Annotated in this window: 15 protein-coding genes and 1 riboswitch; of the genes, 13 read left to right on the top strand and 2 right to left on the bottom strand. The window is 75.2% G+C overall.

All coding sequences use genetic code 11. From position 1 onward, the window contains the following. Positions 1-12 precede the first annotated feature (12 nt). From ACFYWL_RS20270 to ACFYWL_RS20245, 6 genes are all read left to right on the top strand, one after another. Positions 13-996 (top strand): carbohydrate ABC transporter permease, encoded by a 984-nt coding sequence (locus tag ACFYWL_RS20270; RefSeq protein ID WP_386974845.1) that lies wholly within the window; start codon positions 13-15, stop codon positions 994-996. A gap of 122 nt (positions 997-1118) precedes the next feature. After that, complete coding sequence (locus ACFYWL_RS20265; protein WP_386975024.1) at positions 1119-1880, top strand: carbohydrate ABC transporter permease; 762 nt, start codon at positions 1119-1121, stop codon at positions 1878-1880. Continuing rightward, entirely contained in the window at positions 1877-2494 is a 618-nt protein-coding gene (locus ACFYWL_RS20260) for a hypothetical protein (protein WP_386974843.1), read from the top strand. The genes ACFYWL_RS20265 and ACFYWL_RS20260 overlap by 4 nt, the downstream gene beginning before the upstream one ends. Then, positions 2491-3396 (top strand): PmoA family protein, encoded by a 906-nt coding sequence (locus tag ACFYWL_RS20255; RefSeq protein WP_386974841.1) that lies wholly within the window; start codon positions 2491-2493, stop codon positions 3394-3396. The genes ACFYWL_RS20260 and ACFYWL_RS20255 overlap by 4 nt, the downstream gene beginning before the upstream one ends. Continuing rightward, positions 3393-4568 (top strand): sugar kinase, encoded by a 1176-nt coding sequence (locus ACFYWL_RS20250; protein WP_386974839.1) that lies wholly within the window; start codon positions 3393-3395, stop codon positions 4566-4568. Before ACFYWL_RS20255 ends, ACFYWL_RS20250 begins: the two co-directional genes overlap by 4 nt. Further along, entirely contained in the window at positions 4565-5179 is a 615-nt protein-coding gene (locus ACFYWL_RS20245) for a bifunctional 4-hydroxy-2-oxoglutarate aldolase/2-dehydro-3-deoxy-phosphogluconate aldolase (protein WP_386974838.1), read from the top strand. The genes ACFYWL_RS20250 and ACFYWL_RS20245 overlap by 4 nt, the downstream gene beginning before the upstream one ends. 119 nt (positions 5180-5298) lie before the next feature. Here ACFYWL_RS20245 and ACFYWL_RS20240 read toward each other — a convergent pair whose 3' ends face one another. Then, positions 5299-6315 (bottom strand): LacI family DNA-binding transcriptional regulator, encoded by a 1017-nt coding sequence (locus tag ACFYWL_RS20240; RefSeq protein ID WP_386974836.1) that lies wholly within the window; start codon positions 6313-6315, stop codon positions 5299-5301. A 191-nt stretch (positions 6316-6506) separates the two neighbouring features. Between ACFYWL_RS20240 and ACFYWL_RS20235 the strand changes: the two genes are divergently transcribed. The 7 genes from ACFYWL_RS20235 to ACFYWL_RS20205 all read left to right on the top strand — a co-directional run bounded on the left by ACFYWL_RS20235 (position 6507) and on the right by ACFYWL_RS20205 (position 14711). After that, complete coding sequence (locus tag ACFYWL_RS20235) at positions 6507-7658, top strand: Gfo/Idh/MocA family protein (protein ID WP_386974834.1); 1152 nt, start codon at positions 6507-6509, stop codon at positions 7656-7658. Continuing rightward, a complete protein-coding gene (locus tag ACFYWL_RS20230; protein WP_386974832.1) occupies positions 7655-8806 on the top strand; it encodes a DUF993 family protein in 1152 nt (383 codons plus the stop codon). Before ACFYWL_RS20235 ends, ACFYWL_RS20230 begins: the two co-directional genes overlap by 4 nt. A gap of 158 nt (positions 8807-8964) precedes the next feature. Further along, positions 8965-9762, top strand: coding sequence for a sugar phosphate isomerase/epimerase family protein (locus ACFYWL_RS20225; protein ID WP_386975022.1), 798 nt, complete (start codon positions 8965-8967; stop codon positions 9760-9762). A gap of 201 nt (positions 9763-9963) precedes the next feature. Beyond that, positions 9964-11088 (top strand): aromatic acid exporter family protein, encoded by a 1125-nt coding sequence (locus ACFYWL_RS20220; protein ID WP_386974830.1) that lies wholly within the window; start codon positions 9964-9966, stop codon positions 11086-11088. 128 nt (positions 11089-11216) lie between these two features. Continuing rightward, positions 11217-12467, top strand: a complete 1251-nt coding sequence (locus ACFYWL_RS20215) for an MFS transporter (RefSeq protein ID WP_386974829.1) — start codon at positions 11217-11219, stop codon at positions 12465-12467. 164 nt (positions 12468-12631) lie between these two features. After that, positions 12632-14173 (top strand): ricin-type beta-trefoil lectin domain protein, encoded by a 1542-nt coding sequence (locus ACFYWL_RS20210; protein WP_386974828.1) that lies wholly within the window; start codon positions 12632-12634, stop codon positions 14171-14173. Positions 14174-14375: 202 nt separating this feature from the next. Continuing rightward, a complete protein-coding gene (locus tag ACFYWL_RS20205) occupies positions 14376-14711 on the top strand; it encodes a hypothetical protein (protein ID WP_386974827.1) in 336 nt (111 codons plus the stop codon). A gap of 38 nt (positions 14712-14749) precedes the next feature. On the opposite strand, the gene cpt is transcribed toward ACFYWL_RS20205, so the two are convergent. Then, positions 14750-15283, bottom strand: a complete 534-nt coding sequence (gene cpt / locus ACFYWL_RS20200) for a chloramphenicol phosphotransferase CPT (RefSeq protein WP_386974825.1) — start codon at positions 15281-15283, stop codon at positions 14750-14752. A gap of 261 nt (positions 15284-15544) precedes the next feature. Then, positions 15545-15674, top strand: a riboswitch (cobalamin riboswitch). Positions 15675-15747: the final 73 nt, after the last annotated feature.

Below are 15747 nucleotides of genomic sequence, written 5' to 3'. Positions count from 1 at the left end.
AGGAGCCGGCTCGTGGCCCTGACCACAGTGCCCGAACCGACCCGACGCGGCCCCGGATCCGCCCGCGCCCGCGCCCCCCACGGCGCGGCCGGGCGGATCCGGCAAAGCGAAGGTCTCGCGGGGTACGTCTTCCTCTCGCCCTGGCTCGTCGGACTGATGGCCATCACGGCGATTCCCATGCTCTTGTCCCTCTATCTCAGCTTCACCAACTACGACATCCTCACCCCCTGGTCGGAGGTCGAGTGGGTGGGCTTCGCCAACTACGAGCGGATGTTCACCAGCGATCCCTCGTACTGGCACGCGGTGCGGGTGACCCTGACCTTCGCCCTGGTGGCGGTGCCGCTGAAGCTGGCCGCCGCGCTCGGCGTGGCGCTGCTGCTCAACCGGGCCTGGCGCGGGGTCGGGCTGTTCCGCAGCCTGTTCTATCTTCCGTCGCTGCTCGGCGGCAGCGTCGCGCTGGCCATCGTCTGGGTCAACATGTTCAACCGCGACGGCGCGTTCAACTCGATGCTGGCCCTGTTCGGCATCGAGGGCAAGCCCTGGGTCAACGACCCGGACTGGGCGCTGGAGACGCTGATGGTGCTCGCCATCTGGCAGTTCGGCGCGCCCATGGTGATCTTCCTGGCCGGGCTCAAGCAGGTGCCGACCGAGCTGTACGAGGCCGCGTCCGTGGACGGGGCCGGCAGGTGGCGGCAGTTCCGCGCGGTCACCCTGCCGATGCTCTCCCCGGTCATCTTCTTCAACCTGGTGCTGGAGACCATCAACGGTTTCCAGGGCTTCACCGCGGCCTTCGTGCTCAGCAACGGCACCGGCGGCCCGGTCGACTCCACGCTCATGTACACGCTGAACCTCTACATCAAGGGCTTCACCGACCTGGAGATGGGCTACGCCTCGGCGATGGCCTGGGTCTTCCTGATCGCCATCGGCGTCATCACGGCGGTCTTCTTCGGCACCGGACGATTCTGGGTGCACTACTCCGACGGGGAGGACCGGTGACGACGGCTACCGCAGAACCGCCGGTGACCGGGCCGCGCCGCCCGCGCGCCGGCCGGGGGCAGGCCGCCCGCCTGCTCGTCCTGATCGCGATCGTGGCGGTCGTGCTCTACCCGCTGTTCTGGATGATCGGCACCTCGGTCAAGAGCCAGGAGGAGATCGTCAGCAACATCGGCCTGCTGCCGAGGGAGTTCACCCCCGGCAACTACGTCGACGGGTGGACCAACTTCGACCTCAGCTTCGGCCGGTTCTTCCTCAACAGCGCGATGGTCAGCCTGCTGACCGTGGCCGGCAACGCCGTCTCCTGCCTGCTCGCCGCGTACGCCTTCGCCCGCCTGCGGTTCCGGCTGCGCGGGATGTGGTTCGCGATCATGATCGGCACCCTGCTCCTGCCGGGGCACGTGCTGATCGTGCCGCAGTACATCCTGTTCCGCAGCCTCGGGCTGGTCGGCGGCGAGTGGCCGTACCTGCCGCTGCTGATCCCGCAGTTCCTGGCGACCGAGGCGTTCTTCGTCTTCCTGATGGTGCAGTTCATGCGGGGCATCCCGCGCGAGCTGGACGAGGCCGCGAAGATCGACGGGGCCAGCGCGTTCGGCATCTTCCGGCACGTCATCCTGCCGCTGAGCCGCCCCGCGCTGGTCACCACCGCGATCTTCTCGTTCATCTGGACGTGGAACGACTTCTTCCGGCAGCTGGTCTTCCTGTCCAGCCTGGAGGACTACACGGTGCCGGTGGCGCTGACCCTGTTCATCGACTCGACCAGCCAGAGCGCGGTCGGCCCGATGTTCGCCATGTCGGTGCTGTCCCTGCTGCCGGTGTTCCTGTTCTTCCTGGCCTTCCAGCGGATGCTCGTCGAGGGCATCAACACCAGCGGCCTCAAGGGATGACCGCCGGGCCGCAGGACACGCCGTCCCGCCGGGACTGGCGGGACGTGCTCCGCGACGCCGCCGACCTGGCCCTGGTCGGGTTCGCGCTGGTGGTGGGCGCGCTGCCGGTGGTCACCGCCGGCGCCGCGCTCGCCACCGCCAGCGCCGCCGTGCACGACCGGATCACCGACGGCGGCTGGCCGGACGCGCGGACCACGCTGCGCCGGTACGTGCGGGGGCTGCCGGCCGGCGTGCCGGTCACCCTCGCCGCGCTGGCCGGCGCGGCCCTGCTCGGGGCGGACCTGGCCGCGCTGGCCACCGGCCGGGTCCCCGGCGGGGCGCCCGCCCTGCTGGTCACCGGCGTCGTCACCGCGGCCCTGGCCGGCTACGCCGGCCTCGTCGTCGTCGAGGTCGGCCGGGCCGGCGGGCGGGGCTGGCGGGCCGCCGCCCGGTCCGCCGCCCGGTCGTGCCTGGCCCGGCCGGGCGGCTGGGCGGCGGCCAGCGGCGTGTGCTGTCTGGCCGGCGTCCTGACCGCGCTGGTCATCCCGGTCGCGCTGCCGATCCTCGCCGGATACGCTCTGGCCGCCCTGCATGCGGTCGCCCGCCGCCCCGCCGTCGCCGTGGAGCCCTCGTGACCGACCGACACCCCCGCCCCCGCACCGACGACGCGGGCCCCGGCGGCCCCGCCGAGCCCCGGCTGCGCGTCGGCGGCGTCGAGGTGGCCCGCTACGTGCTCGCCCCCGACCTCGACGCCAGGCACGGCCCCCGCCCCTACCTGCACCCGGTGCGGACGCTGGGCGGGACGGTGGTGACCGACGAGTTGCCCGCCGACCACGTCTGGCACCTCGGCGCGTCCCTGGCCGTGCAGGACGTCGCCGGCACCAACCTCTGGGGCGGGCGCACCTACGTGCGCGACGCCGGCTACACCTGGCGCGACGACCACGGCCGGATCGTCCACACCGGATGGGACGAACGCGCCGACGACGTGCTGGCCCACCGGCTCCAGTGGCGCGACCCGGCCGGCGCGGTGCTGCTCACCGAACGCCGTCGAATCGCCGCCGCGCCGGTGCCCGGCCACCCCGACGCCTGGCGGCTGGACCTGCGCTACGCCCTGACCGCCCCCGCCGACCGGGACGTCCCCCTCGGCAGCCCCGCCACCAACGGCCGCCCCGGCGGCGCCGGCTACGGCGGGTTCTTCTGGCGGGCGGTCGCCGCCGGGCCGCCGCACGCCTTCACCGCCTCCGCCGACGGCGAGGAGCGCGTCAACGGCAGCGCCGAGCCGTGGGTCGCCCTGACCGGCGCCGGGCCGGGCGGCGGCGCGTACACCCTGGTCTTCACGGGCCTGGGGCCCGGCGACCGGTGGTTCGTGCGGACGGCGATGTACCCGGGGGTCTGCGTGGCGTTCGCCTTCGAGACGCCGGCCGTGGTGCCCGCCGGCGGCAGCCGGCACGGCCGGCACGGCGTCGTCGTGGCCGACGGGGTCCTCGACCGCGACACGGCCGCCGCCCTGGCCGCCGCCGCGACGGCACGCGCATGACCGGCGGTCCCGGCCCCGAGGTGGTCGCCGTCGGCGAGACCATGGTGGTCATGTCGCCGGCCGACGCCGCGCCGCTGGAGCGCGCCGACCGGCTCCGGCTCGGCGTCGGCGGCGCGGAGTCCAACCTGGCCATCGGCCTGGCCGGGCTCGGCCACCGGGTGGCCTGGGTCAGCCGGGTCGGCGACGACCCGTTCGGGCGGATGGTGCTGCGCGAGGTCGCCGGAGGGGGCGTCGACGTCGCCTCGGTGGCGCTCGACCCGCACGCGCCGACCGGCGTCTACTTCAAGGACCCCCGGCCGGAGGCCACCGGCGTCCACTACTACCGGGCCGGCTCGGCCGCCTCTCGCCTCGGGCCAGAGGCGCTGGACGACCCGCGCCTGGCCGGCGCGCGGCTGCTGCACCTGTCCGGCATCACGCCGGTGCTGTCGGAGTCCTGCCGCGCGCTCGTGGCGCACGCGGTCAACGACCGGCCGCTGGGCGACGCGCTGGTCAGCTTCGACGTCAACCACCGGCCCCGGCTCTGGCCCGCCGACCGGGCCGCCGACGTGCTGCGCGACCTCGCCGACCGGGCCGACATCGTCCTCGTCGGGCTGGACGAGGCCGAGCGGCTGTGGGGGACCGCCGACCCGCAGGCCGTACGCCGGCTGCTGCCCCGCCCCGCGACGGTGGTCGTCAAGGACGGTGCGCTCGGCGCGACGGCGCTGCCGCGCACCGGGCCGGCGGTGTTCGTGCCGGCGCTGCGCGCGCCGGTGGTCGAGCCGGTCGGCGCGGGGGACGCCTTCGCCGCCGGATACCTCTCCGCCGTGCTGCGCGGGCTGGACCAGGGCGCCGCCCTGCGCTGCGGCCACGTCGTCGCGGTCCGGGCCCTCGCGGTGCCCGGCGACTGCGCGCCCCCGCCCCGGCGGCGGGACCTCGACGGGGTCGTGGCCCTGTCCGCCGACCGGTGGGCGGCGCTGGACCCGGTGGCGGCCGGCCTGCTCGACGGCCTTGCCGGCGGCGACGGCCTGGCCGGCGGTGACGGCCTGATCGGCGGCGACGACCTGGCCGGCGACTTGGCCGCCGGATCGGCCGCCGGATCGGTCGCCGGCGGCGGGACGGCCGCCACCGGTGACGGGAGCGCACACGTGGGGACCGGCGCGGCCGGCCCCGGAGACGGAAGGGGCAGCCGGTGACGGCGCACGACTTCACACCGATCTTCGCTGGCGCGCGGGTCATGGTGATCCTCCGCGACCTGCCGCCGCAGGAGACGGTCCGGCTCGCCAACCGGGCCTGGGACCTCGGCATCGACGTGGTGGAGGTGCCGGTACGCACCCCCGAGGCGGTGACCGCGCTGCGCGCGGCCGTCCAGGCGGGACGCGAGCGGGACCGGATCGTCGGGGCGGGCACCGTGTTCACCCCGGCGCAGGTCCGGCAGTCCGCGTCGGCCGGCGCGGCGTTCACCGTCGCGCCCGGGCTCGACCTCGCCGTCGCCGACGTGGCCCTGACCTACGGGATTCCGCACCTGCCCGGCGTGGCCACCCCGACCGAGGCGCAACGCGCCCGCGACCACGGGTTGACGTGGCTGAAGGCGTTCCCGGCGGTCAGCCTCGGGCCGCAGTGGTTCAAGGCCGTCGCCGGGCCGCTGCCCGAGCTGCGCTTCGTGGCCACCGGCGGCATCGACGCCGGCAACGCGGCCGACTTCCTGGCGGCCGGCGTCAAGGTGGTGGCGGTCGGGTCGGCCCTGTCCGACCCCGCCCAGATCGACCGCCTCGCGGAGCTGGCCCGGGCCGACCGGGCGGGGTGACGGCGTCGGTTGATCGACTTCATGTCGGCGACATGGCGGTATCCCGGCGAGTTGATCGCGCGATGTCGCCGACATGGCGGCTGGGCCCCGCCCCCGCCTGACCCGCCCCCCGGGGCGGGTCAGGCGGGGGCCGGGCCGGTGCTGCCCCGGCGCACCAGCTCCGCCGGCAGCGTCTCGACGCGGGGACTGCCGCTGGCCGGGTCGAGGGCGAGGGTCATCGCCCGCACTCCCATCTCGACCAGGGGGAGCCGCACCGTGGTCAGGGCGGGGGTGACGTCGGCGGCGATCGGCATGTCGTCGAAGCCGAGGACGGACACGTCCTCGGGCACCCGCACGCCGCGCGCCCGCAGCAGGGCGAGCGCGCCGACGGCCATCGAGTCGTTCAGCGCCACGATCGCGGTGGGCGCGGGGCTGGCGTCCAGCAGCTCGGCCGTGGCCCGGGCCCCGCCGTCGCGGTCGAAGTCGGCGTACCGGATGCGCTCCTCGGGCAGCTCGACGCCCTGCTCGGCGAGCGCCTGCCGCAGCCCGGTCAGCCGGTCGGTGATGGTGGTGAGCACCCGGGGGCCGGCGACCACGCCGACGCGCCGGTGCCCGAGGCGCAGCAGCTCCCGGCCGATCAGCTCGCCGCCGGTCGTGTTGGCCGGCATCACCGCGTCGCCGAAGTGGTCGTGCCGGCCGATCACCGCGACCCGCCCGCCCGTCGCCTCGTACGCGGACAACTTCTCGTTGAGCCGCGTGGTGAAATCGGCGTCATGGTAGCCGGACCCGGCCAGCACGATCGCGGCGACCTGCTGGCCGCGCAGCAGCTCCACGTACTCCAGCTCGCGCACGGGGTCGCGGTAGCTGTTGCAGATGATCAGCAGGCGGCCCCGTTCGGTGGCGACCCGTTGCAGCCCCCGGGTCACCTCGGCGAAGTACGGGTCGGAGACGTCGTGCACGACGACGCCGACCACGCTGCGCTGCGGCCGGGCCAGCAACTGGGCGTGCGCGTTCGGCACGTACCGCAGGTCGGCGACGGCGCGCAGCACGCGTTCGCGCAGCTCGTCGGCGACCGGCTTGCTGCTGCCGTTGATCACCCGTGACGCCGTGGCGGGGGAGACGCCCGCCCGCCGCGCGACATCGGCCAGCGTCGCCATCCGCCGCCCCTCGTGGTCCGCCCGCGCGGCCGGACCCCGCGCGGTCGCGGACAGGTTACCGCAGTCGCGCCGGAAAGCCCTTGCCCTGCGGGGCGGCGGCCCCTACGCTCCCGGGAAAGCGCTTGCCTGGCGTATCGGTCACGTGTGCCCGCCGGGCGGGTGCCGGCCGCCCGAAGAGAGGGAAGAGAATCATGAGCCGTAGGTCGATAGGCGTCATCGTCAATGGCGTCACCGGTCGGATGGGCTACCGCCAGCACCTCGTCCGTTCGCTGCTCGCCATCCGGGAGCAGGGCGGGGTGCCGCTGGCCGACGGCACCCGCATCTGGCCCGAGCTGATCCTGGTGGGGCGCAACGAGACCCGGCTGCGCGACATCGCCGAGCGGCACGGGCTCACCGACTGGACGACCGACCTCACCGCCGCGCTCGCCCGCGACGACGTCGACGTCTACTTCGACGCCCAGCTCACCCAGCAACGGGAGAAGGCCGTCCGCCAGGCCATCGACGCCGGCAAGCACATCTACACCGAGAAGCCCCTCGCCGAGGACAGCGCCGCCGCCGTCGAGCTGGCCCGGGCCGCCGACGCCGCCGGCATCCGCACCGGCGTGGTGCAGGACAAGCTGTTCCTGCCCGGCCTGCGCAAGCTCAAGCGCCTGATCGACGGCGGCTTCTTCGGCCGCATCCTCTCCGTGCGCGGCGAGTTCGGCTACTGGGTCTTCGAGGGCGACTGGCAGCCCGCCCAGCGCCCGTCCTGGAACTACCGTGCCGAGGACGGCGGCGGCATCGTGATGGACATGTTCCCGCACTGGCACTACGTGCTGGCGGAGCTGTTCGCCCCGGTCCGCGCCGTCACCTGCGTCAACGCCACCCACATCCCGCGCCGCGTCGACGAGGCCGGGCGTGCCTACCCGGCCACCGCCGACGACGCCGCGTACGGCATCTTCGAGCTCGACGGCGGGATCATCGCCCAGCTCAACTCCTCCTGGGCCGTCCGGGTGCACCGCGACGAGCTGGTCGAGTTCCAGGTCGACGGCACCGAGGGCAGCGCCGTCGCCGGGCTGCGCCACTGCCGCGTCCAGCACCGGTCGGTCACCCCGAAGCCGGTGTGGAACCCCGACCTGCCCTCCGGCGAGAGCTTCCGGTCCCAGTGGAGCGAGGTGCCGGACAACGGCGAGTTCGACAACGGCTTCAAGGTGCAGTGGGAGGCGTTCCTGCGGCACGTGGTGGCCGGCGAGCCGTTCCCGTGGGACTTCATGGCCGGCGCGCGCGGCGTGCAGCTCGCCGAGCTGGGCCTGCGCTCCGCCCGCGAGCACCGCCGCATCGAGATCCCGGAGCTGGGCCGATGAGCGGCGACGTCGTCCTGCCCGACGGCACCCGCCACCGGCTCACCGGCAGCGGCGGCTTCCCCCGCCCCGCCGCCCCGGCGACCTCCCGCGTCGCGTACGCCGCCGCGCACGTGGTGGCCGACCCGCGCGCCGAGAACGTCCCCGGCGCCCCGGCCACCGTCGACTGGGACCGCACCCTCGCCTTCCGGCGGCACCTGTGGTCGTACGGACTCGGGGTCGCCGAGGCGATGGACACCGCGCAGCGCGGCATGGGCCTGGACTACCCGGCGACCCGCGAGCTGATCCGGCGCAGCGCCGCCGAGGCCCGCGCGGCCGGCGGCCGGATCGTGGCCGGCGTCGCCACCGACCAGCTCCCGGCCGGCCCGGCCAGCATCGGGCAGATCCGCGACGCCTACGCCGAGCAGCTCGCCGAGGTGCTGTCCGCCGGGGCCCGGCCGGTGCTCATGTGCAGCCGGCACCTCGCCGCCGCCGCCCGGGGCCCCGAGGACTACCAGGAGGTGTATGCCCACCTGCTGGCCGCCGCCGACCAGCCGGTGGTGCTGCACTGGCTCGGCGACATGTTCGACCCGGCGTTGACCGGCTACTGGGGCTCGGCCGACCTGGACCTCGCCGCCGACGCCGTGCTCGACCTGATCAAGGCGCACGCCGGGAAGGTCGACGGGATCAAGGTGTCCCTGCTCGACGCCGACCGGGAGGTCGCGCTGCGCCGCCGGCTGCCCGCCGGGGTGCGCCTGTACACCGGCGACGACTTCCACTACCCGGAGCTGATCCGGGGCGACGAGGCCGGCCACTCCGACGCGCTGCTCGGGGTGTTCGCCGCCATCGCACCGGCCGCCGCCGCCGCGCTGGCCGCCCTCGACGCGCACGACCTCGCGGCGTACGACGAGGTCTTCGCCCCGACCGTGCCGCTGGCCCGGCACCTGTTCGCGGCACCGACCTGGCACTACAAGACCGGCATCGTGTTCCTGGCCTGGCTGACCGGCCACCAGGACCACTTCACCATGGTCGGCGGCCAGCAGGCGGGCCGGTCGCCGGCCCACCTGGCCCGACTGCTCGTCCTGGCCGATGCGGCCGGGCTGCTGCCCGACGCCGAGCTGGCCGCCGCGCGGGCCCGGGCCTACTTCACGGTCGCCGGGGTGCCCCAGTGACCGCCGTGGACGGGCCGGCAGCGGCCACGGTGGCCGAGCCGACGGCGCGCACGACCGCCGGGGCGGCGGCCGGTGCGGGTGGGCCGGCGACGCGCGCGGCCGGCGGGCCGGCCGCGACCGCCGACGGCGGCTCGGCGGGCGACCGGTTCGGCGGCCCGCTGGCCCGGTTCTCGTTCAACCAGGCCACCGCCACCGGCTGGGACCTGGAGGAGCTGGTCGCCGGCTGCGTGGCGGCCGGGGTGCCCGGCGTCGGGCTCTGGCGCGAGCCGGTGCGCGAATACGGCGTCGAACGGGCGGCCCGGCTGGTCCGCGAGGCGGGCCTCACCGTCACCTCGCTGTGCCGGGGCGGGTTCTTCACCGCCGACGGCTGGCGCGACGAGAACCTGCGGGCGATCGAGGAGGCCGCCGCCCTCGGCACCCGCGAGCTGGTGCTGGTCTCCGGTGGCCTGCCGGCCGGCAGCCGCGACGTCGACGCCGCCCGCGAACGCGTCGCCGACGCGATCGGTGAGCTGGTGCCGCATGCCGGGGCGGCCGGGGTGCGGCTGGCCATCGAGCCGCTGCACCCGATGTTCTGCGCCGACCGCTGCGTGATCTCCACCCTCGGCCAGGCGCTCGACATCGCCGAGCGGTACGACCCGGGCGCGGTCGGGGTGGTGGTCGACACGTACCACCTGTGGTGGGACGACACGGTGTTCCGGCAGATCGCCCGCGCGGGGGACCGGATCGCCGCGTTCCAGGTGGCGGACTGGGTCACCCCGCTGCCGGAGGGGGTGCTGCTGGGCCGGGCGCTGCCCGGCGAGGGCTGCGTCGACATGCGCCGGTTCCGCGACGCGGTCGACGCGGCCGGCTACCGGGGGGCGATCGAGGTGGAGGTCTTCCACGCCGACCTCTGGGCCCGCCCCGGCCCGGAGATCCTCGCCGCCGCGATCACGGCCCACCTCACCCACGTGGCCTGACCGCCGGCTCTGCCCTGGGGGCCGCGCCCGCCGTCGCGGCCCCCAGCCCGCGCCGATCTTGCACTTGCGGCCCCCCAGAAGGGCGCTTCACCCCCTTTGCCCGGGCCCAAAGTGCAAGATCGCGCAAGTGGCGGGGGCGGGGCACGGCGTGCGGCGGGGCCGGAGCACCATGGGCGGTGGCGCGAGGGCAGGGAGGCGGCGATGGTGCGGTGGAGCTGGTTCCGGGAGGCCGCCGGCCGGGTCCGGCAGGGCTGGCTGCCGGTGGCGGAGGGCACGGTCGCGGCCACGGTGGCCTGGGTGCTGGCCACCCGGCTCGTCGGGCACCCGCAGCCGTTCTTCGCCCCGGCCGCCGCGCTCATCGTCCTGGGGCAGGCCCGGGGCCAGCGGATGCGCCGGGCGGTGGAGGTGGTGCTCGGCGTCGCCGCCGGGGTGCTCGTCGCCGACGTCGTGGTGCAGGCACTCGGCCCGCGCAACAGCTGGACGGTCTTCACGGTCATCCTGCTCACCATCGTGCTGGCCGTGGCGGTCGGCGCGAGCGGCGTCTCCGTGGTGCAGGCCGCCGTCTCCGCCCTCTACCTGGTGGTGGTCGCCCCGCCGACCGAGTCGCTGATCCCGTTCCGGTTCGTCGACGCGCTGATCGGCGGGGCGGTGGCCCTCGTGGCCAGCCAGCTCGTCGACGCCCGCCGCCCGCTCGCCCCGCTGGTCGCCGAGTTCCGGCAGACCTTCGAGGACCTCGCCGGGCTGCTGCGCGAGGTCGCGGACGCCCTCGACGGCCGCGACGAGCAGGCCGCCCTGGCCGCCCTGGACCGGGCGCGGGGCATGGACGCGGCCGTGGAGCGGCTGCGCGACGCGGTGCTCGCCGCCGGGGAGGCGCTGACCCTGCACGTACGCCGCCGTCGGCACCTGGGCCGGCTGCGTACCGTCGACGCGTCCATCGGGCAGATCGACTACGCCGTGCGCAACGTGCGGGTGCTGGCCCGGGCCGGGGTGACCCTCACCCGGCTGGCGACCCCCGTGCCGGCCGACCTCGGCGGGGCGGTCCGCTGCCTCGCCGACGCCGTGCAGGCGGCCGGGGAGGCGTTCGCCGCCGACCTCGACGGCCGTGCCGAGGTTGCCGACGAGCACGCCGGCCGCGCCGAGGTTGCCGCGCTGGACGCCGTCCGGGTCGCCGGGCGGCTCTTCGCCTCCGGCCAGCCCCTGCCGCTGGCGATGATCGTGGGGCAGGTGCGGGCCACCGCGATCGACCTGCTGCGCGGGGTCGGCGTGGACGACGACGCCGCCGTGCTCGGCCGGGTCGACGAGGCCCTCGGCCTGCCGGCCGTGTGAGGCCGGTCCCGGTGCCTGCCGGGACGGGGCCGGCCCGGATGACGGTAAGGGGCGGGGGTCATGATCGGTGCTGTCGCGCCAGGGTGTCCAATAACGGTCGACGCCCGCTGAGCCGAGAGGACTTCGCCGTGAGCAGCACCGACGCACCGCCCGCCGAGCCGGATGCCGGTCGGGCCGGCGCGCAACGCGCGGCACTGTCCGCCCGCAACGGCGTGGCGGCCGTGTTCGCCCTGAACGGGCTCGCGATCGCCACCTGGTTCGTCCGGGTGCCGGGCACCCGGGAGGCGCTGGACCTCAGCGCCTCGGGGCTCGGCCTGCTGCTGCTGTCGATGTCGGTGGGCTCGCTGCTGGCCATGCCGATGGCCGGGCTGGTGGCCCAGCGCCTCGGCACGGCCCGCGCGGTGCTCCTCGGCACCGCGCTGGTCTCGGGCGGGTTGGCCGTCGCCGGCACGTCCGCCGGGGCCGCCGGGTTCCTGCCCGGGGCCGCCGTCGGCCTGTTCGCCTTCGGCTACGGCACCGGCACCTGCGACGTGGCGATGAACATCGAGGGTACGACGGTCGAGCGGCGGCTGGGGCGTACGATCCTGCCCCGGTTCCACGCGGCCTGGAGCCTCGGGTCGGTGGCCGGGGCGGGGATCGGGGCCGGGGCCGCGCGGGTCGGGGTGCCGATCGCCGTGCACCTGGGCGTCCTCGCGGTGGTGGTGATGGTCGGCACGCTGCTCGGGGCCCGCATGTTCCTCCCCACCGCCGGCGACGCGCCGGCCGGCGGGGAGCGGACCGCCGCCTCGGCCCGGCGCGCGTCGCTGCTCGCCGCCTGGCGGGAGCCGCGTACGTTGCTCATCGGCCTGCTGGTGCTGGTGATGGCGTTCAGCGAGGGCAGCGCCAACGACTGGCTGGCCGTGGCCTTCGTCGACGGGTACGGGCTCAGCGAGGCGGCCGGCGCCGCCGTGTTCGGGGTGTTCGTGGTCGGCATGACCATCGGGCGCACCGCCGGAACGGTGGCGATCGACCGGTGGGGCCGGGTGCCGGTGCTGTTCGGCACCATCCTGCTCGCCGTCGTGGGCGCCGGTCTCGCGGTGCTGGCCGGCGGCGGGCCGGTGGCGATCGTCGGCGTCGCGCTGTGGGGGCTGGGCGCGTCGCTCGGCTTCCCGGTGGGGCTCAGCGCCGCCGCCGACGAGGAGGACCGGGCGCCGGCCCGGGTCAGCGTCGTCGGAGTGATCGGATACACGGCCTTCCTCGGCGGCCCGCCGCTGCTCGGGCTGCTCGGCGACCAGGTGGGCACGCTGCGGGCGCTGCTGTTGGTGCCGCTGCTGTTGGTGCCCGCCCTCGCCCTGGTCCCGGTGCTCCGGCCGCCGGCCGGCACCCGGAGCCGGGCCTAGCCACGTTGTTGCACGCGCGGCCCGCCGTACGGCCCGTGGTCGCGGTGGCGGTCGTACCGTGGCGGCTCGCCCCGGTGGTCGCATTGACAGGCGTCGGTCTATTGGTAAAGATTGTTGCCTGAAAGCGCTCTCACAGCGATCCGATCCGTCATGAAGGGGGCAGAATGCTCCGTCAGCTGGGCGCCGTCCTCGGGGCCGTAACCATGGTCGCCGCGCTCGCCACCGCCCCCGGCGGCGTCGCGTCGGCCGCCCCGCCGACCGCCGCCGCTCCGCCGACCGACACCGCCTTGTCATCCACCATCTCCGCCGGCCAGCATGCCGCCCTGCGCCGCGACCTCGGCCTGACCGAGGATCAGCTCCGCCGCCGGTCGGCCGTCGAGGCGGGCGCGCCGTCGATCGAGCGGCGGCTGCGCGCCGAGCTGGGCACCGCCTACGGCGGATCGTGGATCGCCGCCGACGGGAGCAGCCTCGTGGTGGGGGTGACCACGTCCGCCCGCGCCGACCGGGTCCGGAGCGCCGGGGCCCGCCCGCAGGTGGTCCGGTGGAGCCTGGCCGACCTGGGTCGGACCAAAGCGACCCTCGACCGCCGGGCCGCGCACGCCGGCCCGACCGTGCAGTCCTGGTACGTGGACCCGGCGAGCAACAGCGTGGTGGTCCGGGCCGCCGACGCCGCATCGGCCCGGAAGTTCGCCCGGGCCGCCGGCCTCGCCGACGGCGCGGTCCGCCTGGTGTCGGGCGCCCAGCCGTACCGCCCGGTCTACGACATCCGCGGCGGCGACCAGTACGTCATCAACAACAGCGTGCTGTGCTCGGTCGGGTTCGCGGTCGCCGGCGGCTTCGTCACCGCCGGACACTGCGGCGGGGTGGGCAGCAGCACCAGTGGCAGCGGCGTCGCCCAGGGCACCTTCCGGGGCTCCTCCTTCCCGGGCAACGACTACGCCTGGGTGCAGACCAACTCCTCGTGGGTGTCGACGCCGACGGTGAACAACTACGGCGGCGGGACGACCCCGGTGGCCGGCTCGGCGGAGGCGGCGGTGGGCAGCTCCGTCTGCCGGTCCGGCCGGACGACCGGCTGGCGGTGCGGCACGATCACCGCCCGGGACGTCACGGTCAACTACTCCGGATCCCTGGTGTACGGGCTGGTCGCGAGCAGCGCGTGTGCGCAGCCCGGCGACTCCGGCGGCTCGTTCATCTCCGGTAACCAGGCGCAGGGCGTCACCTCCGGCGCCGGTGGCGACTGCAGCTCCGGCGGCACCACCGTCTACCAGCCGGTCAACGAGATCCTCGGCGCGTACGGGCTGTCCCTCACCACCACCACCGGCGGCGGCGCCAGCCAGCTCATCGGCTACGCCGGCAAGTGCATCGACGTGCCCAGCTCCAACGGCGTCGACGGGCAGTACCTGCAGTTGTGGACCTGCAACGGCACCAACGCGCAACGCTGGACCTTCGCCGGTGACGGCACCATCCGGGCGTTCGGGTTGTGCATGGACGTGGCCTGGGGTTCCACCGCGAACGGGGCGGTCGTCCAGCTCGCCAGGTGCAGCGGCAACCCGGCCCAGCAGTTCGTCCTCAGCGGCGCCGGTGACCTGGTCAATCCGCAGGCCAACAAGTGTGTCGACGTGCAGGGCTGGAACAGCGCCGACGGGGCGCGGCTGGTCATCTGGGAGTGCACCGGCGGTGCGAACCAGAAGTGGCGGCGCGGCTGAGCGACGCTTTTCGGGTCGGTCGGCCGGCGCGCCGACCGGCCCGGGGCCCGCCGCTGCGGCTCAGCGCACGGCCACCTCGAACAGCGAGTGGCCGTAGCTGCCGTTGCGGCCGGCCCATGGTCAGCTTCCTCACATGCCGCGTCCAGCAGGCTGCCAGGCGGGGATGCTCCACTGGTACCTACGCCGAGGAGAGGAGCCGGGCATGGGCTGGTTCAGCCGCCGCCGACCTGCCGCCGACGGGACCCCGACGAAGCTCGACCGCGAGGCGACGCCGGACGACCTGGCCGCCCTGGAGGCGTTCGTCCGCAGCCGCCGGGGTGTGGAGTTCTACCTGGAGCCGGAGACCACCGCGACCGACACCACGGTGATGGCGATCGCCCACGACGGGGAGTGGATCCGGCGGCGGACCGGGTCGCCGCGGGTCGCCGCGAAGATCGCCCAGCGGCACGCCGTGCCGTTGTACGAGGCCGCGCGCACCGGATACCCGGAGCGGATGCGGGCCTGGAACCGGGCGCACCCGGAGCGCCGGTTGCGCTGACCCGCCGGGCGGCGCACCGGCCCGCCGCCCGGCGTCGCTCAGCGCACGCGCGAGGCGATGGCCCGCGCGCAGTCGAGAGACTCGGCGCGGCTGGTGTCGACCTCGACGTCGTAGCGGACCCCCTCGTGCACGGTCTCGGCCTGTGCCGCCGCCATCCCGATCACCCGGTCGCCCCGGGCGACCTCCCGGCCCGCCGCGACCGCCGAGGGGCACCGCACCCCGGCCCACAGCACCTCGACGTCGGCCAGGTAGCCGCCGAGGCGCTCCTGGGAGGCGCCGCCACCGAGGAAGACCTCGTCCAGGATGATCCGTGCCCCGGCGCCCGCCATCGCGGCGATGCCGACCAGCCAGGCGTGCTGCACGGCGAGGAAGTCCTCGCCGACGTCGACCTCGCCCCGCTGGCCGAACGTCAGCCCGGACGGGGAGCCCAGCATGGCCGGCGGCAGCCGGTCGATCAGGTCGTCCACGCCGAAACTGATCCACGGGTGCGGCAGGATGCGCTGGAGGCACCGGACGATCGCGGACTTGCCCGAACTGGAGCCGCCGTTGAGCACGATGACCTGCGTCGCCACCTGATCGGATGCCTTTCGCGCGATTCCCGTCCCGCGCCAGCGGGAGATGATCGGAATCAGCCTAACCAGCCCGAGGGCCGGCCGGCAGGAAAGGGTGCGCGAAACGACCCCCAGCCATCGGCGTACGACATTTGCCCTCACCGCATCCGATTCCCGATGCAATTGTCGTTCATCGATGTGGTTCGGGGCTGTGGGCGGCCGGTGGTCCGGCGTTGACCGGCGGCGGTCGGGTGTGGCAGCATTCGCGGCCTGACGGCAGTGAAGGAAGCCGGTGCGATTCCGGCGCGGTCCCGCCACTGTCACCGGGGAGCGATCCCCCCTCGTGAGTCACGACCGTGTGTCTGCGGTTGGAAGGCCGGGGGTGAGCGTCGATCCGGGAGCCAGGATACTTCGGCCGTCGGAGCGACCCCAGGGCGTGGACACCCGAGGAGGACCCGATGACGCACGGCGTCTCGCACATCGAC

It is taken from the genome of Micromonospora sp. NPDC002575 (assembly GCF_042889525.1).
In the GTDB taxonomy this organism is placed as follows: Bacteria; Actinomycetota; Actinomycetes; order Mycobacteriales; family Micromonosporaceae; genus Micromonospora; species Micromonospora carbonacea.
This window is presented reverse-complemented; position numbering and strand designations above follow the sequence as displayed.